We start from the raw sequence: 18,630 nt of genomic DNA, 5'->3' as shown, positions 1-18,630 counted from the left end.
CTTTTTTAACTGATAACCAACTATTTTATTGAGGACTAAGACCAAAAAATAGTTGAATGCGCTATGGGTAGGGGTAAGGTGCGCGCACAGCGCACCCTACAGATAGAGTTGGTGGGTAAGTTCTATTATGGCCACGAAGCAGTCGCTGTCTTCAATTCTCCAATCTAAAATCTAAAATCTAAAATCGCATGACCCCCCTAAGCTGGACAGAATTAGAAGCCCTCACAGACTTTGAAGTCGATCACGTCAACGGGCCAACCAACGCTCAATCCCGCTTGCGCCTCTTTGGTAAAACCGAATCCGATGTGCGAGTCACCCTGTACCGCGATAACCATGCTTGGTGTCCCTACTGCCAAAAAATCTGGCTGTGGCTGGAAGAAAAACAAATCCCCTACCGTATTGACAAAGTTACAATGTTCTGCTATGGGGAAAAGGAAAGCTGGTACAAGCGTAAGGTGCCATCGGGAATGCTACCGGCGATCGAACTAGACGGCCGCATCATCACCGAAAGCGATGATATCTTAATCGCCCTGGAACGAGTCTATGGCCCCTTGGGTTTGGGCATGGAAAACCCCGCAGTAATACCCATGCGGCGGTTAGAGCGACTGCTATTTAGAGCCTGGTGCTCTTGGCTGTGCTACCCAGCAAGTTCAGCCAGAGTAGAACAGCACAACCGCGACCAATTTATCAGCGTCGTCGCCCAGGTAGAAAAGGCTCTGGCTAGCACTCCGGGGCCTTATTTCCTCGATGAATTTGGCACTGCGGATGTGATCTTTACGCCCTACGTCGAACGGATGAATGCCAGTCTTTACTACTACAAAGGCTACTCGATGCGGGAAGAAAACCCGCGCTTTGCTGACTGGTTTGCTGCGATGGAAACCCGCCCTACCTATCGCGGCACTCAGAGCGATTTTCACACTCACGTCCACGATTTACCGCCTCAGATGGGCGGCTGTTATGAAAACGGCGAACCTCAGATGCTAGTCAATAAAGCCCGCGTGGATAATGGGCCTTGGGCTGGACTGCCGGATGTGATGTATCCAGAACCGGAAACCTCCCGCGCTGAAGCACTTCATCGCGTCATTAAGCACTACCGCAACATCGTTCGAGTCAATCCTGCTGATGACAAGTTATTCGATGAGGCTTTGCGTTGTGCTTTAACTTTGATGATGACTGGCGAAGTTTGTACGCCGCCGACGGGTTCTGATGGGGCTTTGCGGTATTTGCGCGATCGGGTGAATGTGCCCCGCGATATGTCCATCTACGCGGCCAAGCGGCTGAGGGAAGCGTTGGAGGAAACGGCGGCTTTGGTGGGTGATGGCCAAGGTTCTCCGATTCTGCTGAAGCATCGGCGAGATCAAGATCCGGCTAATTTTGTGTAGGGGGCGATCGGAATCAGACGGAATGGGCGTTGCTGCTGCTCTACTTCATAAGTTTGCTATGTGCTCGATCGTTGTGCTACCATTGGTAGTATTAAAAGTGGCATAAATAATATGAAAGTATCTATCTCTTTGCCAGATGAGCTAGTGCGTTACATTGACGAGCGTGTAGAAAATCGCAGTCGGCTAGTTGAGCTTTTATTGCAAGCGTGGCGTAAACAACAAGAACAGCAGGCAATGGTAGAAGCCTGTTTATTGCTCGATGAATTGAGTGATGAATTAACCGATGAGGATGAAGCATGGCAGCAAGCAGCGATTACCGACTGGGAAGCATCTGGCTCGTGAATTTCGATCCCTCAGTCGGTACAGAAATCCGCAAGACTCGACCAGCCGTAATTATTTCAGGAACTGCTTTTAATCAACGCAGTAAAGTCACAGTTCTGCCCATCACTTCTGCTGTTCCAAACGAGCATTTACGACCCATTGTTTTGCCCGTAATTCCTTCGACTCTCAATGGTCTGAGTACCGAAAGTTTTATCGTGTGCGTCGATCCGATGACGTTTGATAAACGCAGACTTGTGCGCTGTCTTGGGCAATTGGAGTTGCAACAAATACCAGAAATTCAACGGATTTTGGCTCGATATTTAGAACTTGAAAAGTAGGGAAATGCAAAAGCTGGCGGGGTGACAAATATAGCATCGAGTGGCGCAGGATTTCTGGGTTGTTGAAAATTTTTCCTACATTGCCGCCTCTGGCATCAGTGTAAGCGGGATCGAAAACGGGAATTTTGAGTTCTTCTTCGGTGGCAATTGTGGAGGTCATGAGTTAATTTATCCTAATATTTGAATTTTTATAGTACAATAGTCCGGACAGTTTTCAATCACTAACGGCAGAATGCGGGTTTCAGCCTTCTCAGTGAGGTCAAATGCTAACGGTAGAATGAGGGTTTCAGCCTCTGTCTCAAAAACTGTCCGGAGTATTGATAGTAGAAATTGTTGAAAAGGTTGGTAAGGTATGGCGGGACTATCTAAGCGTTAATTGTTCGTCATATTGCTTATACCAATATTCAACGATATACAAAGATGCTCTGATTAACATATCCCAATTCTTATCGTCGAGATTAATAGACTGATTTGCTGGTCTAAAATGAACTATAGAATTCCGAATTTTATAAACTAAATCTCCACAGTCAGCTGCTTCTGTCCCATCAATAAAACTTTTAATTTCTTTCAATAAACGACAAGCTTCTTCCGGCGAATCTTTAATTAGTTTATTAACTGCATCGATTTCTTTGGGTTTCCACTGCGTGTGGTTTTCAAGATCAGCCGAAAACTTTAAAAGTGAATCTTCTATCTTCAAGTTCTTGTGAAAATCTGCCCAGAATGCTATAGAAAACAGCCTTTCTATACATCTATAAATATCAAGGAATGAATATTTCCAAGAGACCGAAACTAAACTAAATAATAAATTTTCATAAGGTATGCTCTCTGAACCTTCAAAAAAAACATTTTCAAATTTATCAAGGGTTTCACGAGAAAAATTCAAGGCAATTAGTTGGCTATTCTTTAAAGCGTAGAAACCTGATATTCTTATTAAATCTAGATCATTTTTTTCAATAAAAGCAGAATCTTCTGGAATTCGATAGACAGAAAATGGTTCAAAAACATTGCTTATTAAAGAATAATCTTCATATTTAATTATTGAGTTTATAGGGTCATCATATAAAATTTTATCGGCAATATCATAAGGTTTGGCTTCATGGCTAAGAGGAATTTTAAGTTCAAATAGTAATGCTGTAACTATGCCCGCATTCAGTTCTACAAATTCAATAACTTCATCGCTATCAATAGTTTGTTTACTCTGCCAACCGACGGCAACAAAGTATTTATGGCTCTTAAATTCAAATGAGGCTGTTTGGAAATTGGGTAAAATTAACTGCTTGTTTATAATTTTGAGTTCTTGCAACCATTCTTTATCTTTAGTATTTGTCTTAATACATCGTTTATTATTAGAAACAGGCACATCAGCTTCACTTGATTGGACAAACTCAGCTAATATTTTAAATATATATTCATTAGCCTCGATCATGTTTCTAGACATAAGCTTTTCAGTAAGATCTCCAACATGGAGTCATATTGTCAACATTAAAATTTTCCTCAATTAAGGTCTTAAAAGCTTGCAGAAAGAATTCTCTTTCATTAGACTTAGCTGGTTTTTTACCAATCAATTCATTTAAAGTTGGAAAATCTAGAAAATCTTTTATTTCGTTACTCTTTAGACTAGATATACGTTCTAACATTTTATCGGCATCATTTTTAATTTGATTCCATTTTTCATTCTGTTTTTCTGAGCTATACTTCGAGCCAGCTCTACCCAGTACATACAAACCTATTGCTGTTACAAAACCAACACAAGCTGGTAGACTTTTTCTGAATAAATTACCGTCTTTAAAATATTCTTCTGAATTCTCATCTTTATATTTGGCTATAGCTCGATCAAATTCACCCAAATAATTTATTACTTCATAAAATATATTTATAAAATTTTCATTTGCTGCTGATTCTATAAAGTCTTGTCGCATAAATTCATCTGCTAACCTCTCCTGTAAGTCAATTTTTTCTTTTCTTGCCCCAAAAACCAAAAATAATTCTATAATGTTATCAGCCTGAAATTGTCCAGGTGATGAACTTCGCCTCTCGTGATTTATTTCCAAAATCTCGACGCCAGTAGATTTTTGTTTTAATTCTTTAATAATCGACCTAAAAACTATTTCAATCTGTCTCCTTATATTCCAAGGAACTTGGCCAGTATTTAAAACTAACATCCGGTAGGTAAGACTATTTACTTGAGAGGCAATCCAATATTCTATCCGAATTTTGTGTTTACTAATATCTTTCTTCTTTTGTGCTTCATGTAGAGCTGTAGTTCTTTGCATTCCGTCGATAATAGAGATGCTATCACTATCAATTCCTTCCATCAAGTCTAAAAATGAATCTCTGTCTTTTAATGTCTCCAGTTTGTCAAAAGTAACTTGCGACACGATTACTCCTAAGACTATGGGTGGAATTAGTGCGCCTGCTTCTATATCTTGAACCATTCTCTCCCTAATCCGAATAGCTGTTGTTGTTTTTAATGTATCTCTTTGTCCTTCTAAACCTCCTCTATTTTTAAATGTCCTACTTACCATGTTGAGATAATCTTCAACACTTAGCTGTACCATAAAAGAGTAGCAGTTTACCTTTTCATCTTTTAAAATATCGATATCTCTTGTCATAAGAATTTATTTTTTTATTTCAATACTTTTTATAAATTAGCCCCAGACAGCCTTAGATTTAATGCTATCTAACATTAGAGTAAAGCTTTTAGGCAGCCTGCTCCTGCAAATATAATATTACCCCATAATCTACCAGAATTCTGCAGAGGCAAAAATGCTTAAGGGAGGTAGCCCTTGTCCTGCCATTTGGATTGCTTCTGGTATGATGGCGCTGACTGTATTCCCTGCCTGTGATGGAAAATTTTCCCTTGGCCCATCAATTAGAGTGGGGCAAAGGATCGATGGTAGACTCAAACTTTAGATTTCAAACCCCCCACACCGACTGTTGGGTAATATAAACCGATCGCGCCGTCCCACTCTCCAAATCAAAAATTGATATTTTCGCTCTGCACCTTCAGCACTGCCATCTCAGCACAAGATAGGTTGTTTGTCAACTCTTCTGGTAAAGGGGGAGCAAAAGAGGAGGTTTCACCGATCGCACTACTAGATCGATTCATGAAAAAAGTTAGCCTTCAGATTTGATATTACTCCCAGTAATTTTCCCAATCATCCTTAAAAGCTTGCTGCAATCTCTGCATATACGCATCAGTCTTAATCTTCACCATCCACAGATTATTAGAATTGCCGCCTCCCTTGCAAACAACACCTTCATCCACACCGTATTTCCCCTTGCGAATATCGTCCATAAACTTGCCCGTCAGTTTGCCGCGATAAATCACTCGCGCAATATTTAATTTACCAAAATCCTGAATAAACCGATCGGGAACAACCATACCGCCCTCAGTTTCCACATCAAAAAGCACCAGTTGTTTGCGATCGTCCTTTTTGTGCTTTCCCGCAAACGAGTTAGCACCAAAAAACTCTGTAAACACAGTAATTTCAGGGCAGTGATACAGTTCGTTTTCTCGAAATATAGACTCTAAGGGACTAGCAAAATCTCTTTTAAATATTTCCGGTGCTTCTTCTAAACCTGGATGTGCAGCATTAAATTCTGCAATTCCCATCTCATCCAAATCAAATCTACTGCGGCGCGTACCAAAAGCATACCAACCAAGTTCAACTTCCCAAACCCAATGCAAATTAGTGCCATCGTACTTCTCAAAAGCTACACATTGTTCGTGAGGGCAATTTTTACTATCTGGAATTTTGGGATAGGCAAGAAGCATAAGTCGTGCGTTAGCGAAGCCCTCGAAGAGGAGCGCTCCGCAAGGAAAGAGACTATTCTCAGTTTATGCCATAACCGACGAAAGCATTTGCCACAAAAGGATCGCGGTTTTTACCATACCGAAATCCAGGAGGATTGCTATATATATCAAGGCGTAAAAAGTTAAGCTTTTAAACTTAACTTTTTACTTACTGATATTCAACAACTAGCCTCTACGAACACACCGCTGCGAGCAAACTCCTCTTCTTCAGGACTAAAGACAGGAGCTTGATCCACAAGGTCAGGGTCAAAGTAATATGTCTCTTGTAGGAATTGTCCCGTGACGATCGCCTCGTCCAACTCCTGGATGTAATCTTGAGCAACTAAGCATACCTCCTTGATTCCTTCCTCATCCCTCTTATCCAACAGCTTATGCAATATTGCTCTCACCCCTGTCAGTCGTGCTGCGGGCTTGAGGATACCGTAGAGGCGGTACATCCGATCGGTGGCAATGCTGATTTGTTTGAGGGCCTTGGCTCGTGCTAGCTCAGAGTCAATGCTGGGCCAATAACGGGTAGTGTACAATGCTTCCTCATCCTTTTGATACCACTCTTCCGATCGCGCAATTGATGAGGACACAGTGTTGTGCAACTTCCAGAAGAACAAGCGCAGAGAAGAGCCATCTACTACAGTGGACAGCTTTGCCTCCATTGATACCTCAAAGCTATTGAGACGCGGGTCGCGCCCAAGCACCAGGTACTCCAGAGGGTACATTTCCACCTCTTTATTCTGCACGACGTAGGCGTTGAGGTGGTGGCGGCAGTACGGGCAGGGATACATAGTGGCAAACAGCATGAAGAATTCCTTGAAAATTGCCACCAGAGTTTTTTGCTGTTCGGGAGTCTTGGTAGAGACGATTTCAGCCGTAGTGTGGAAGAAACGCCACACCGCAGGGCCAATATAGTAAGGATAGCTGAGGCGCATTTGTGAATTCTTTACTTCAGTGCGATCGATATAAACATCGATAAACGCCACATATTGCGAGAGTTCGCCAGACTCGCGCCCACACTCTAAGCTTTCGCGCCGTTTCTGTATCCCATTGAGGTAGTAGTGCGTCAAGCGCCATGCTTGTTGAAGCATCAGTTGCTGTTTTGGAGCGCATTTGGCAAAGTTTTCTGCAACATCCGCCCCATAGCGCCCAAATTCCCCGGACGTTTTAGTCGCTTCGTACCACTCGTTTAAAGCTGCTTCATCAGGCACCGTGTTGAAGGGGATATCTGCTGTGGTAAAGACGCTGAAGGCAGCCAGCAACTTCGGCATAAAGTCTTCATACCAATATGCTACTGGCATCATCGCCCCATCAATTTCCTCTGATGCCTCCGAGAGGATGACGCGGTTCCACTTCTTCAGATACTCCTTATGATCTCCCTCGGATTTGGGTGGTGGCGGTGCCATGTTCTCACTGAGCTCCTGGTTTCGCAGTCGGTTGAGTTCGTTGATTGCAAGCACACCCTCCGCGATGTCACGCAAGTTGAGACTATCCTTTTTGATGGTGATTGCCAACTCGACTGCCGCCCCAAACTTCTCCTTGGCCGTGGCCGACTTACCCCGCGCCTCCAACATGGCTTTTTCTTCCGCCAACATTTCAGGAGTTTTTTCTATGGTTTGCCAATTCTTGATGCGATGCTCTAGTCGGCCATATTCATCTTCGAGCGATTTAACTACTGCATCCAGTAGAGGGTTGCACGCCGACTCTACTACACCCAATCCTTTATAAAGCGCGATCGCACTCCTGACAAATCGCACAAAATCAACGATTCTGTATGGCAAGTTTCTCACGCGCAGGTGAGTCTCGTGGTTGGCGGAAAAACTCTCACGGAAGCTGCGGTAGGCTGCTCCCTGGATCAGACGAAACAAACCAATCTGCATCTCCAAGCGGGATGTACCGCGCTTCTTCTCAGCTTGTGGGTGTTGGGCGAGTAGTTCTTTTAGCCGCGCTATTTCTCGATTGCAACCGGTGGGTGGTTCTTGTAGATATTCTAGATTAGGTTCAATAGTGGCAGAAGCTGCCTCGTTGACAGGAGTGGCTATACTTTCGAGCGCAGCGGCTGTACTATCTGAAATCTCGGTTGTTTGTGTACTGACAACCGGAATCGGCGAGTCTCGATCTGCTGTTGTGATCTCTGGCTCATCGGGTATTAGTGTGCAGAATTCCTCAAAGTCAATTAAGGCATTGCCGTCATGGTCTGCCTCTTCGATGATCTCATCGAGCTCTGGCTCTGTCAGCCCGAATTCGCTCATCACATCCTGCATCTCGTTTTTAGTGATTTGACCGCTACCGTTTTCATCAAATACACTAAATGACTTTTTGAGACGACTCTGGCGATCGCCTTGCTGGGACATCATCAGGATTTTGAATTCCTCAAAATCGATACTGCCAGACTTGTCTAAGTCCACTTCCTCGATCATTTCGCGCAGCTCGGTTTCGTTAGCACTCTGTCCTAGCGATCGCATCACTTGACCGAGTTCTTCTGATGAAATAGCACCGCTCCCGTCCGCGTCAAATACTTGGAACGCTTCCCATAACTTTGCCTCCTCTTCTTCAGTCATGGCTTTTTTTTCAAGCTCCACAGATGTCATACTAAATTCTCCCTTATTTTTTTATTTTATGTCTATTAATTATGCCTAATATAAGTAGGTAAGCGCAAAAAAACAATAATATTTTGTAGGGATTGTCGGGGATGGTTTAGCCTAGAATCATCTATACTAAGAGAGATGTTATTAGTGCAAAAGCTGGTATACCCTATAATGTTTATTTAAACCAACTTATTTTAATTCCTGATGGCTTAGGCAACTGTTACACACGATACTATAACTCTGCATAGTTGCCAGCGTCATCGCAATGCTTGGGGGTTTTAGTTGGTGAATTAAATAGTTAGAAAGCAATCCGTATTTAAGTGAATCAAGAGTTTTTATTGTTGAGATGGACAGTTGACTATGAATCGATAAACAGAGAATTGCGCTGATATATCTAAAATACATATAGTTGCCACTTGACTCAAATTTGTAATTCCCATGAAGCGCGGATTTGAGCTGAAGCGGTTAGAGTGCGATCTAGACTGAAGGGCGAGATCCTTTTACATAAGCATTTGAGTTAAAAGTAGATGCAATATTGGGTCATAGTTGACTGAATTTAAATCATCTATGATAGCAATCCTATTTCATTTGTGAACAATTTTTATGCCCAGCACGCGATCGAGTCGAGGAGGGGGTTTTAACGATTTCCCCCCTTCCCCTTCTAGTTAAAAATCTCTCAGTTGAGCAGTTTGAACCGGAACTTCTTTAATCTGGACACCGCGGCGCACCTTCAGTTCCAGAATTTGACCTATTTTGCTGTTTTCCACCAAATTTTGCAACTGTTCGGGCTCAGTCACTCCCTCACCGTCAATTTGAACGATGACATCCCCCTTCCTAACCCCTGCTGCCTCAGCAGGCGTATTTGGCACAACTCGCATCACTAACACCCCTTTCACTTCCGGCACAATCAAAGGAGCATTGGGGTCAGAATTATTCTCTCTGGCCATTTCAGGAGTCAAAGCAATCATCTGAATCCCCAAAAACGGATGGCTGACTTGTTCTCCCTTGGCTAACTGCGCGTAGATAGCCTTGGCTTTGTCGATCGGAATCGCAAACCCAATACCCATTGCGTCGGCTCGAATCGCCGTGTTGATGCCAATCACTTCTCCTCTGCTGTTTAACAGCGGGCCACCGGAATTGCCGGGATTGATGGCGGCGTCGGTTTGAATGAAATCGAGCCGCTTGTCCGGAATGCCGACGGCTGCACTGGATCGTTTGAGGGTGCTGATAATGCCCAAGGTGACGGTGTTGTCAAATCCCAGGGGGTTGCCCACGGCGATCGCCCAATCTCCCACTTTCACCGCGTCAGAATCTCCTAGGGTTGCCACGGGCAAGTTAACTTCCTTGGTATTAATTTTGACAACTGCCAAATCTGTTACTTCGTCAGTACCTTGCACTTCTCCTGGAAATGTCCTGCCGTCGTTTAAGGTGACAGTCACTCGATCGGCTTTGTCAACTACGTGAGCATTGGTTAAAACAATCCCGCTTTTGTCAATGATGAAGCCGGAACCTTGACCGCGTAAGCGTTCTTGTCTGGGGGTCATGCTGCGTAAATCTTCTCCCAAAAATCTGCGGAAGAAGGGGTCTTCCATTAAGGGGTCGAGGTTGCGACTGACAGTGCGCTCGGTATCAATGCGGACAACTGCCGGCCCGACTCGATCGACAGCCGCCGTCACAAAACTGCCGGTATCCCCTGGCAGTTCCCCGCCCCGCAGCGCTAACAGTTGCGGATTCGGGGGGGTGGCGGGGGAACTCTGGAACTGTAATTTGGGCGGATTTGTGCCATCAGCGGCGGCAGCGGGTGCAGCATTGATACCCAGCGCACTCAGGGCGATCGTCATTCCTAAAATTAGGGCGAACCAACGAGCACCGGTTCGAGGTGCGGGGCGAAAAAACTTAAATAGTCGCATAGCGTCAATCTTTGTTAGTCTGGGTTAGTCTGGTAAACGTGTGCGATCCTGCGGACTCAATAATCTGCCACTATGAAGATCCTAAATATATTTTGACAGTTACAATACATGAGTCACGAACCCGCACCAACTCAACATATTCTGAATTCTAACTTTTAAAATTTCCCTCGTAACCCCAATGATTATATCTGATACTTCTACTGACAAATCCTTGCCCTCAAATTCCCACCACCATCACGACGATAAATCAGTTCATCCTCACCTTCACGATGAAGAATCGATGCGGCGGCTGGTAAATCGCTTGTCTAGGATTGAGGGACACGTCCGCGGCATTAAAACAATGGTGCAAGAAAACCGTCCCTGTCCCGAAGTTCTCGTGCAAGTTGCTGCGGTTCGAGGCGCGCTCGATCGCGTGGCGAGAATCATTCTTGACGAACATTTAACGGAGTGCATTGCCCGAGCCGCCAAAGAAGGTAATATCGATACGGAAATCGAAGAGTTGAAAGCGGCTTTGGATCGGTTTTTGCCCTAGCCGCTGCCAATTTTTACCTCCATATAACAAAACCTGCCAATTAGACAAAACTTGCAAGTTATGATTTATGGCTAATTTTTTAAGCATCTTTCACAAACAGGGGAAAAGCATCATATCAAATCCGTTAGCATCGGAATAGTAAATTCGAGTTGACGGTTAACAGTCAACAGTCAACCGTCAACAGTCAACATCATTCCCGTGTAACCGGAAATGATATCACATCTTCTCCCCTTCACCCCCATTGCCACAACATATAATTTATATGCTCCGCACTTTATGAGAGCGAGTTTTGTTAAAAAAGAATTAGTCAGGTTTGTCGTGATGACGCAACTCCTCAAAATCTTCAAAGGCTGACTGCAAACAATTAGATAATCGGTGATTAATCCGACATGGTATGAACTGTCTAGACTTTCGTCAGCTTGGCTTTTAGGTGGTATCTGACTGTTGCGTAAACCGCTTTATAGGAAGCCTCAATGCTGTATTCCTGCTGCAACCACTCTTGAATTTCTCCATAGCTTTTAAAGCCTTTCTGAGGGTCGCTGAGGCGCATTGCCAAACTAGCGCGGGCCAGATGAGAAATGGCCGGCTTACGGCCGCCGCTGTGCTTTGTTTCGAGGAGTCCTTCGAGTCCGTCAGAGCGGTACTTTCTCAGCCACCGCTGCACTGTAATTCGATTGACCCCGATTGTCATTGCCAATTCTTTAACTGTCTTAACGTGACAAATTTTGAAGAGGTAAAGTGCTTGAATTTTTTGAAAGCCGCTTGCTGTTTTTTGTTCAGTTAACAGGTTTTTTAGCTCTTCACTTGTCTCTGTGATGCTAAGTTTACATACTCCAGCCATATCAATTACCTCACGATTCGCGTTCTACAATACCTTTGTTTGACAAAGGAGCAAAAGCTGCTCCTATCCTAAATGCTGACCTTTTGTTTGCCCTGAAGCAATACAAAAGCGTTCGTTCTCATTAAACTTTTTCCTTCCTGGAGGCACTCAGACGCTCAGAAACCGGATTATTTTAACCTGAAGCAAGGTTGCAACGATTTGTTTTGGTAAAAAACCCGGTTTCGGGGTCAGTTTTGTATTAGATGGACAAGCGTCATTGCTAATACTGATAGCGGTTAACCGCTCGACTGTAACATTAGCGGCAATAGGTGGCTCTTAAGGAATACCATTTATTCTCTTCTTGTTAAACATCTATCATGGTTTTCCTGGTATTTATTGGTATTTTTTGCGAACGTATGGGCGATTTTTAGTCATTAGGTGCTAGCAAACAAGCGAATGTCTGTACACCAGCGATCGCATTTTTATACAGAGATTCCCCTACTCCCCGAAGTGCATTTTTGGCTTTCGCTGTGCGAAAAATCCTTAGATATCAGCACTCTCATCGCTCATAGCGGGTAGCGCCGAGTGACGTTGTAACCGACTTTCACAGCAAGCGGGCAAGTCTCTGTGAAACTACGGGCTTTATCGCCAATTGAGTAAAACACGACGAAGGTGGCATTGTCAATTTCTCAGTATTACAGTATAAGTATCGGCTATTTTTGCCCGCCTGCGGTGATCGAAAGGGGGACTTCTATGTGATCCTACTAACATCAAAGTGTGATTTAGGTCACATATTTACTCGGTAAGCTCAACTAGGCACAAAAAGTTATGGGTTCGATCAGAGTTTCCACGTAGAATCTTTGGGATTTAGTTACGAAGTTCGATCGAACTTGTTGTTAAAATTTTTAAATATTAATTATTCAGCCAAGGGAAAACTTAATGCAGCTTTGTCCTTCACCCTCACCGAACCATCTAATTTATACTCAAACCTTGCAGGATTGAGGCAAGTTTCAGGCTGGGTGTGAATATTTCAGAATCTAAAATTGCAGAACATCCGGTGCAACCAGCTTGCTGACAGTATTCTTCATTTAAAAGGTGTAGAGAAGCCACAATGAACGTTGACGAACTGCTCAAGCTATACGCAATAGGAGAAAGAAATTTTAGCGGGGTCTACCTGCACGAGGTCTACCTCTATGAAGCAGAATTGATTGGAGCCAATCTGTATGAAGCCGACCTGATTGGAGCCAATCTCAGCAAAGCGAAACTCAACAGAGTCAACTTTGGCAAAGCCAATTTGTGCAAGATTAATTTGAGCAAAGCAGACTTAGGTGGAGCCGACCTGACAGAAGCACTTTTAGTTGAAGCTAACCTGCATCGAGCTGAGTTGATGGGAGCGAACCTCAGCAAAGCAGACTTGAGCGGAGCTTCCCTGATCCAAGCAACTTTAATTGGAGCCAACATATCTCGGGCCACACTCAGCCGTGCAGACTTGCACGGAGTAAATCTTTACGGAGTAAACTTGCGTAGGGCGGTGCTCACAGAATGCGATTTAATTGGCGCAAACTTGACCAAAGTAGACCTTAGCGGAGCCGACTTAATGGGGGCGAGTCTAATTAGGGCAGACTTGACTGAAGCGATTTTAAGTGCGTCAGACTTAAGCGGAGCAAACCTGTTGGGAGCAAACCTTACAAAAGTTAACCTGAGCGGAGTATATCTTAAGGGTACAACGATGCCCGACGGCACAATTCACGACTAATTTATTTGTTAATTTTTATGGTTGCCGAGAACAGCGGCTAAAGGGTAATGAGGTTTTCATTACCCTAATTTATTGGCAGCGAAATCTTTATTTGACACTCAGGTAAGGCCGATAACTTCAATGTAGGGTGCTGATGGCGCCGAGAACTCCTACATACGGCAAGTCAAAAGATTTGTTGGGTGAACTTGTGTTATGGTGATTTTCAATTGCTTGGATAAAAGCTATTTTAGATTTAATATTTTGGATTTTGGACGGTCAAAATGAAACTTAGAATCCTCGCTGCTGCAACGCTGCTGAGCGCGATCGCCCCGATCGCTCCTGCACCCGCCGAGAACATCCAACACACGCAACAATTACTAGCCACCCGACAGTGCCCCAACTGCGACCTCAGTAGTGCGGGCTTGGTTTTAGCCAATTTAACCGGAGCCAACCTCAAAGGTGCGGACTTGAGGTTGGCTAACCTCAGCCGAGCCAACCTCACCGGGGCTGACCTCAGCGGTGCCAACCTCAGCGGCACCAGCCTGTTTGGCGTCAACCTGACGGGGGCTAACCTCAGCGGTGCAAACCTCAGCGGTGCTGATTTGAGAAGTGCCTATCTCAGCGACGCCAATTTGCTCAACGCCAATTTAACTAACGCGCAACTGCTCGGAGTTAGAGGAATGCCAACCAATATCGGCACCGCTGAAGACTTCTACCGGTTGGGAGTGCTGGAAGCTCAAGCAGGAAACTACAGAAACGCCATTGATTATTACAATCAAGCCCTGAATCTGAAATCGGATTTAGCAGCCGTTTATTTTGCGCGCAGTATGTCTCGCGCTGACTTGGGAGACTTCAGCGGTGCGACTCAAGACGCGGCCAGAGCAAACCAACTCTTTGCAGCTCAAGGAAATCCCCAAGGTCAGGATTTGTCAAAGCAGTTAGCCGAAGCCATTGTTGCACGTCAAAAGCCTACGGAGCCCCGCACTTCCAGCCGCGGCGACTTTATGAGTCTTCTGGGATCGATCGGTTCTGTGCTGGTGAAGCTAATCTTGCCTTGACAATTGCCTAATTCAGCGGAATCTCGATCCAGAACTCTGTACCATGACCGGGTACAGAAACACACTTAAGTACGCCTTGGTGTTTCTCAACTACAATTTGGTAACTGATAGACAGTCCTAAACCCGTGCCCCGACCTACGGGTTTAGTAGTAAAAAACGGATTAAATATGTGAGAGATTAACTCTTTGGGGATGCCGTGACCATTGTCTGCAATGCAAATTCCTACCGTTTTTTCATCGATTAATTCAGTGCGAATCCGAATGCAAGGGGATGGGAAATCAGGAATCAAACACTCAGTGGTGGCATTTATATCTCCTGACTCGATAGGCAGTATTTGGGAGCTTAAATGCGTTGTCGCTGCACTGGCAGCTTTAAAGGGAAGATTCATAACTTGCTCTTTTTTCCCCATTTCTAGGGCGTCAAGGGCATTACCGATCAGATTCATAAATACTTGATTGAGCGAGCTGGCATAGCATTCTACTAAGGGCAAATTGCCGTATTCTTTAATGATTTCTACGGTGTTGTGATCGGAATTGGCTTTGATCCGGTGCTGCAAAATCAACAGGGTACTGTCGATGCCATCGTGAATGTCAACGGCTTTTTTCTCGGCTTGATCGGTTCTGGAAAAATTACGCAACGATACAACTAACTGGCGGATGCGCTCAACTCCGACTGTCATGGAACCCAAAATTTTTGGCAAATCTTCGGCAAGAAATTCGATGTCGATTGCTTCGGAACACTCGCTAATTTGTGGGTTGGGATTGGAGTAGTGCTGGCGGTAGAGTTCCACCAAGCAGAGTAAATCTTTGGTGTATTCGCTGGCGTGGGACAGATTGCCGTAGATAAAGTTAACGGGGTTATTGATTTCGTGGGCGACTCCGGCCAGAAGTTGTCCGAGACTGGACATTTTTTCGGTTTGAATCAGTTGGGCTTGGGTATTGTGCAGTTCTGTGAGAGTTTTAGCTAGCTGTTCGGCTTTTAATCGATCGGCAGTTGCGGCATTGAGACTTTCTTGATAAAGTTCTGCTTGGTGAATGGCGATCGCAGCTTGAGCAGCTAAATGTTGCAGTAGTTCCTGTTCTGTCGTTTGCCAAACTCTCGGCCCGGAACACTCATGAGCAATCAGCAACCCCCACAATTGGGAATCTTTGCCTCTCATGGGTATAATTAAACTTCCTCTCACCTGTAACTCTTCCAAAAATTCGCGGTGACAGGGTGTTAAATCCTCAGTATAAATATCATTAATTGCTCGCACCCGTCCGGCTCGATAAAAGCAGTCTGAGCCTTCGGGAAAGCATCCTTGTGGAGATGTGATACCTAAAATTGACCGCCACTGGCCGCAAACAGCTTCGACAACTACCTCGCCCTGTTTGTCGGCAGCAAATTGATAGATTACCGTGCGATCGGTATCCAACAAAACTCTGACTTCTCGCACAATAGTTTGCAGTATGATTTTTAAATCTAAGGTGCTGCGAATCTGGTCTCTAACTCGCGTCAATACTTTGGCAAAGTCCAAGGATTGTTGCAATTGGGCGGTGCGTTCTTGAACTTGGCGCTCCAAGTTGGCATTCAGGGTTTGCACTTCTTTATAAAGAACGTACTGCCCAATTGCCGAACAAAATTGACTGCCTATAGCTAAAGCTTGCTCAACTTCCTCGTACTTCCACTCGGGCGACTGACCTTTTTTGATTTCTCGCCAGAGTTCAAAGGATTGTCTGGGAAGGGTTTGTGCAGCGCTGCTGTCAAAACGCCCCGCCCACATTTTTTCGGTATCTATTGCATTGCGAAAAATGGTCAAACAGCCGACTACTTGTTGTTTGTAGTGGAGGGGAATTACCAGCATACCCCTAATTTGAGTAGATTGGAAAGCGGGAACTAGAACTCTAAATAGAGGTTCTTTGTATAAGTCGGTAATTATCAAAACTGGGAATTGAGAATTAGTAAAAATTGGAAATTTGGGATGTTCTTCGGTATTGTTGAATCCTTTGGTTAGCCATTCCTGCCAGAGGGGATGAGCTTCGATCGCCTTAACTTTTTCCCAGTTGGGAAGTGTCGGTTGTTCTCCTGTGGTGAATAGTTCAAAGGTAGCATCACTGTGGGCTGGGGCAATTGGCAATCCTCCTTCAATCTTGGGAGCAGAAAACTTTTCACCGTTGATTTTCGGCTGGTTGAGATAGAGTCTGCCACCGCTGCCGCCCAAAGCGGTGACGGTGGCTTCTAAACCTTGCTGCAGTTGAATGTTGACGTGACCGTACAACAGGGCTGCTATGCGGCTCACGGTAGCTTCGCGGGCGGCTTGAGAGCGGGTTTGCTGGAGGAGGAGCGCGTGGGCTATCGCGCTAGACAATTGATCTGATACGAGCTGAACTACTTCTAAATCTGCTGGTGAAATATTGAGGGGCGCAGAGTGGTGAGACACTAAAAGTCCCCACAGTTCGATGTGAATTTTTTGATTATTTCCTGGCTCGTATCGAGTCAGACACGTGGCCGCCTCGCAGATATCTGTTTTGCTGTTTTCCGACGCGATCCTGCGGTGCAAAATCGGCACGACTAAGGAAGATTGCACTCCCATTGCCATCAGGTAAGCGGTGTGGCAAGGATCGAGCGCTCGGTAGTGCATCTCTTCCTTTACTAAAGGTTGACCGGTGTCTGCCGCATCGAGGGGACTCAGGACGATCGTCCCTGAGTTAACATCTATTATTGTCCGCTGGCGCAAAGTGACATACATCTCCCTGGCGCTCGCGGGAATGTCGTCTGCTGGAAAGTGCAGTCCTTTCAAGGAAGGGAGATGGTTGTGATTAATTGACTCAGCAACAACTTCTCCACTGCCGTCACCACTAAACCTGTAAATCATAATGCGATCTGTTTTCAAAAAAGACCGCACTTCTGCTACCGTACTGGTTAAAATATCTTCTAATTCTAGAGATTGGCGGATACGTTCTGTGATCCGCCGTATCAAAACTTCTCTGTCTAGTTTATAATTTAATTCTTGCGTATTTTCTCTGAGTTGCATAAATCTCCTTTTGTACTTATACAATAATAAGAAGTTTTGATGGGCTGTTGGAACCTTCAAAACTCAAATACATTACCCGGAATTTTTGACTAAACCGATCTGTACAATTAATCGATCGCGCACTTGTGAGAGACGACGGTGTATCGCCTCGGGTGGGCTGGGGTAAGTAAAATCTGAGAGCGCGCCAGTTTAATCCTTGCCTTCAACAGGCAGAGCGACTTAAGCCAATAATAATTATTATTTTAATGCTCTTATAAATTTCTCGCAATCTTAAACTCTCACTATGAGAATTCTTCATTGTTAGGATAACTTGACATTTGTTGTATAACTTCATATAATGAATGATAATTAACGCAAGAATTTGAGTTTCTATCAGCCCGCAAGGCGCTGACTAATTTCTTGGCGCACGCTCATCAGAATTTTACCCAAATGATTTTGGCCGGTGCGCTCGCAGCCACACCCCCAGTAGTAATCCGTTGGCGAATCCTCGACAATGACTCGATCCCCTGTGGCAAGGAGAATCGCTTGAATGTCTGTATGAGCGAGAAACTTAGTTAAAACTGCTTCGCGCATAATGGGAATTTTCACCGCTTCCCAATCAGCGCGAATCCGGTGGTTGGGATCGCGACCTAATTTTGCGGCTTCCTGGGGAGTTGCTACGGCTTGAATCGCAGCCACTAATTTTTTATCCGTGCTGACAAATTTTTGGGCTTGATAGTAATGTTCCACAGTCAACCAATCTTGACCGTGCAGACTAATGTCGTGTAGTGAAAAATTAGAAAAGCAGCCGTAAGGCTCCTCTACTTTATAAAAATAAATTATCATAGCAGAAGGAAGAAGAAAGTTCGGCAACGGATTGTGTAACGGATTTCAGGAAGAGAGAAGTTCGGCAACGGATTGTGTAACGGATTTCAGTGCACTGCACATCGGTTGGCCTTGTCGCCTACCGAAGAACATCGGTTGACTGGCGTTTTAGCGTCTTGATTTGAAACCCACATTTGCCAAAGTCATTTTCCTTGCTTGAAGTTTGACAAATCCAAACTTGAAATAGCCTTAGCGGGTGACAACGTACCTATAATGCTTGCTGCATAAAGGATAGAGCCAAGAAGCCGCGCTGAAAATAGAGAC

The 18,630-nt window shown here is 44.6% G+C and carries 16 protein-coding genes; 7 read left to right on the top strand and 9 right to left on the bottom strand.

The features are described 5' to 3' along the window. Positions 1-188: 188 nt before the first annotated feature. From QUA40_RS05280 to QUA40_RS05270, 3 genes are all read left to right on the top strand, one after another. Complete coding sequence (locus tag QUA40_RS05280) at positions 189-1,382, top strand: glutathione S-transferase family protein (protein WP_333122443.1); 1,194 nt, start codon at positions 189-191, stop codon at positions 1,380-1,382. A 111-nt stretch (positions 1,383-1,493) separates the two neighbouring features. After that, entirely contained in the window at positions 1,494-1,724 is a 231-nt protein-coding gene (locus tag QUA40_RS05275) for a ribbon-helix-helix domain-containing protein (RefSeq protein WP_332956246.1), read from the top strand. After that, entirely contained in the window at positions 1,679-2,041 is a 363-nt protein-coding gene (locus QUA40_RS05270; protein ID WP_333122441.1) for a type II toxin-antitoxin system PemK/MazF family toxin, read from the top strand. Before QUA40_RS05275 ends, QUA40_RS05270 begins: the two co-directional genes overlap by 46 nt. A gap of 361 nt (positions 2,042-2,402) precedes the next feature. On the opposite strand, the gene QUA40_RS05265 is transcribed toward QUA40_RS05270, so the two are convergent. The 6 genes from QUA40_RS05265 to QUA40_RS05240 all read right to left on the bottom strand — a co-directional run bounded on the left by QUA40_RS05265 (position 2,403) and on the right by QUA40_RS05240 (position 10,344). Beyond that, on the bottom strand, positions 2,403-3,479 hold the full coding sequence (locus QUA40_RS05265) for a hypothetical protein (RefSeq protein ID WP_333122439.1): 1,077 nt from the start codon (positions 3,477-3,479) through the stop codon (positions 2,403-2,405). Positions 3,480-3,486: 7 nt separating this feature from the next. Beyond that, positions 3,487-4,653, bottom strand: a complete 1,167-nt coding sequence (locus QUA40_RS05260) for a hypothetical protein (RefSeq protein ID WP_333122436.1) — start codon at positions 4,651-4,653, stop codon at positions 3,487-3,489. A 365-nt stretch (positions 4,654-5,018) separates the two neighbouring features. Beyond that, positions 5,019-5,150, bottom strand: coding sequence for a hypothetical protein (locus QUA40_RS05255; RefSeq protein ID WP_333122433.1), 132 nt, complete (start codon positions 5,148-5,150; stop codon positions 5,019-5,021). 27 nt (positions 5,151-5,177) lie between these two features. Beyond that, on the bottom strand, positions 5,178-5,819 hold the full coding sequence (locus QUA40_RS05250) for an RNA ligase family protein (protein WP_333122430.1): 642 nt from the start codon (positions 5,817-5,819) through the stop codon (positions 5,178-5,180). Positions 5,820-6,016: 197 nt separating this feature from the next. After that, positions 6,017-8,437 carry an EF-hand domain-containing protein gene (locus QUA40_RS05245; protein WP_333122428.1) on the bottom strand — a complete coding sequence of 807 codons (2,421 nt, stop codon included), beginning with the start codon at positions 8,435-8,437 and terminating at the stop codon, positions 6,017-6,019. A gap of 662 nt (positions 8,438-9,099) precedes the next feature. Further along, positions 9,100-10,344 (bottom strand): HhoA/HhoB/HtrA family serine endopeptidase, encoded by a 1,245-nt coding sequence (locus QUA40_RS05240; RefSeq protein WP_333122426.1) that lies wholly within the window; start codon positions 10,342-10,344, stop codon positions 9,100-9,102. A gap of 178 nt (positions 10,345-10,522) precedes the next feature. Here QUA40_RS05240 and QUA40_RS05235 point away from each other — a divergent pair, with 178 nt between their 5' ends. Continuing rightward, complete coding sequence (locus tag QUA40_RS05235) at positions 10,523-10,876, top strand: metal-sensitive transcriptional regulator (protein WP_333122424.1); 354 nt, start codon at positions 10,523-10,525, stop codon at positions 10,874-10,876. 403 nt (positions 10,877-11,279) lie between these two features. On the opposite strand, the gene QUA40_RS05230 is transcribed toward QUA40_RS05235, so the two are convergent. Further along, the gene (locus tag QUA40_RS05230; protein ID WP_333122421.1) at positions 11,280-11,717 is read right to left on the bottom strand and encodes a helix-turn-helix domain-containing protein; all 438 of its coding nucleotides are present in this window, start codon (positions 11,715-11,717) and stop codon (positions 11,280-11,282) included. 435 nt (positions 11,718-12,152) lie between these two features. Between QUA40_RS05230 and QUA40_RS05225 the strand changes: the two genes are divergently transcribed. The 3 genes from QUA40_RS05225 (at position 12,153) to QUA40_RS05215 (ending at position 14,489) form a co-directional block, all read left to right on the top strand. Then, on the top strand, positions 12,153-12,275 hold the full coding sequence (locus QUA40_RS05225; protein ID WP_333122419.1) for a hypothetical protein: 123 nt from the start codon (positions 12,153-12,155) through the stop codon (positions 12,273-12,275). Positions 12,276-12,807: 532 nt separating this feature from the next. Further along, positions 12,808-13,452: a pentapeptide repeat-containing protein gene (locus QUA40_RS05220; RefSeq protein WP_333122416.1), complete on the top strand. Its 645-nt coding sequence runs from the start codon at positions 12,808-12,810 to the stop codon at positions 13,450-13,452. A gap of 260 nt (positions 13,453-13,712) precedes the next feature. Beyond that, complete coding sequence (locus QUA40_RS05215) at positions 13,713-14,489, top strand: pentapeptide repeat-containing protein (RefSeq protein ID WP_333122413.1); 777 nt, start codon at positions 13,713-13,715, stop codon at positions 14,487-14,489. A 7-nt stretch (positions 14,490-14,496) separates the two neighbouring features. On the opposite strand, the gene QUA40_RS05210 is transcribed toward QUA40_RS05215, so the two are convergent. Then, positions 14,497-17,502 carry a GAF domain-containing protein gene (locus QUA40_RS05210; protein ID WP_333122410.1) on the bottom strand — a complete coding sequence of 1,002 codons (3,006 nt, stop codon included), beginning with the start codon at positions 17,500-17,502 and terminating at the stop codon, positions 14,497-14,499. A gap of 372 nt (positions 17,503-17,874) precedes the next feature. Further along, positions 17,875-18,327 carry an NADAR family protein gene (locus QUA40_RS05205; RefSeq protein ID WP_333122408.1) on the bottom strand — a complete coding sequence of 151 codons (453 nt, stop codon included), beginning with the start codon at positions 18,325-18,327 and terminating at the stop codon, positions 17,875-17,877. Positions 18,328-18,630: the final 303 nt, after the last annotated feature.

The sequence above is a fragment of the Microcoleus sp. Pol11C3 genome (assembly GCF_036701485.1).
Lineage (GTDB): Bacteria > Cyanobacteriota > Cyanobacteriia > Cyanobacteriales > Microcoleaceae > Microcoleus.
Note: the sequence above shows the minus strand (reverse complement) of the source record. Positions and strands in the feature narration are given on the sequence as shown.

What these genes read in the sequence shown, in the direction of transcription:
- QUA40_RS05280 (WP_333122443.1), top strand. Translation starts at nt 189, where the DNA reads ATGACCCCCCTAAGCTGGACAGAATTAGAAGCCCTCACAGACTTTGAA.
- QUA40_RS05275 (WP_332956246.1), top strand. Translation starts at nt 1,494, where the DNA reads ATGAAAGTATCTATCTCTTTGCCAGATGAGCTAGTGCGTTACATTGAC.
- QUA40_RS05270 (WP_333122441.1), top strand. Translation starts at nt 1,679, where the DNA reads ATGGCAGCAAGCAGCGATTACCGACTGGGAAGCATCTGGCTCGTGAAT.
- QUA40_RS05265 (WP_333122439.1), bottom strand. Translation starts at nt 3,479, where the DNA reads ATGTCTAGAAACATGATCGAGGCTAATGAATATATATTTAAAATATTA.
- QUA40_RS05260 (WP_333122436.1), bottom strand. Translation starts at nt 4,653, where the DNA reads ATGACAAGAGATATCGATATTTTAAAAGATGAAAAGGTAAACTGCTAC.
- QUA40_RS05255 (WP_333122433.1), bottom strand. Translation starts at nt 5,150, where the DNA reads ATGAATCGATCTAGTAGTGCGATCGGTGAAACCTCCTCTTTTGCTCCC.
- QUA40_RS05250 (WP_333122430.1), bottom strand. Translation starts at nt 5,819, where the DNA reads ATGCTTCTTGCCTATCCCAAAATTCCAGATAGTAAAAATTGCCCTCAC.
- QUA40_RS05245 (WP_333122428.1), bottom strand. Translation starts at nt 8,437, where the DNA reads ATGACATCTGTGGAGCTTGAAAAAAAAGCCATGACTGAAGAAGAGGAG.
- QUA40_RS05240 (WP_333122426.1), bottom strand. Translation starts at nt 10,344, where the DNA reads ATGCGACTATTTAAGTTTTTTCGCCCCGCACCTCGAACCGGTGCTCGT.
- QUA40_RS05235 (WP_333122424.1), top strand. Translation starts at nt 10,523, where the DNA reads ATGATTATATCTGATACTTCTACTGACAAATCCTTGCCCTCAAATTCC.
- QUA40_RS05230 (WP_333122421.1), bottom strand. Translation starts at nt 11,717, where the DNA reads ATGGCTGGAGTATGTAAACTTAGCATCACAGAGACAAGTGAAGAGCTA.
- QUA40_RS05225 (WP_333122419.1), top strand. Translation starts at nt 12,153, where the DNA reads ATGTCTGTACACCAGCGATCGCATTTTTATACAGAGATTCCCCTACTC.
- QUA40_RS05220 (WP_333122416.1), top strand. Translation starts at nt 12,808, where the DNA reads ATGAACGTTGACGAACTGCTCAAGCTATACGCAATAGGAGAAAGAAAT.
- QUA40_RS05215 (WP_333122413.1), top strand. Translation starts at nt 13,713, where the DNA reads ATGAAACTTAGAATCCTCGCTGCTGCAACGCTGCTGAGCGCGATCGCC.
- QUA40_RS05210 (WP_333122410.1), bottom strand. Translation starts at nt 17,502, where the DNA reads ATGCAACTCAGAGAAAATACGCAAGAATTAAATTATAAACTAGACAGA.
- QUA40_RS05205 (WP_333122408.1), bottom strand. Translation starts at nt 18,327, where the DNA reads ATGATAATTTATTTTTATAAAGTAGAGGAGCCTTACGGCTGCTTTTCT.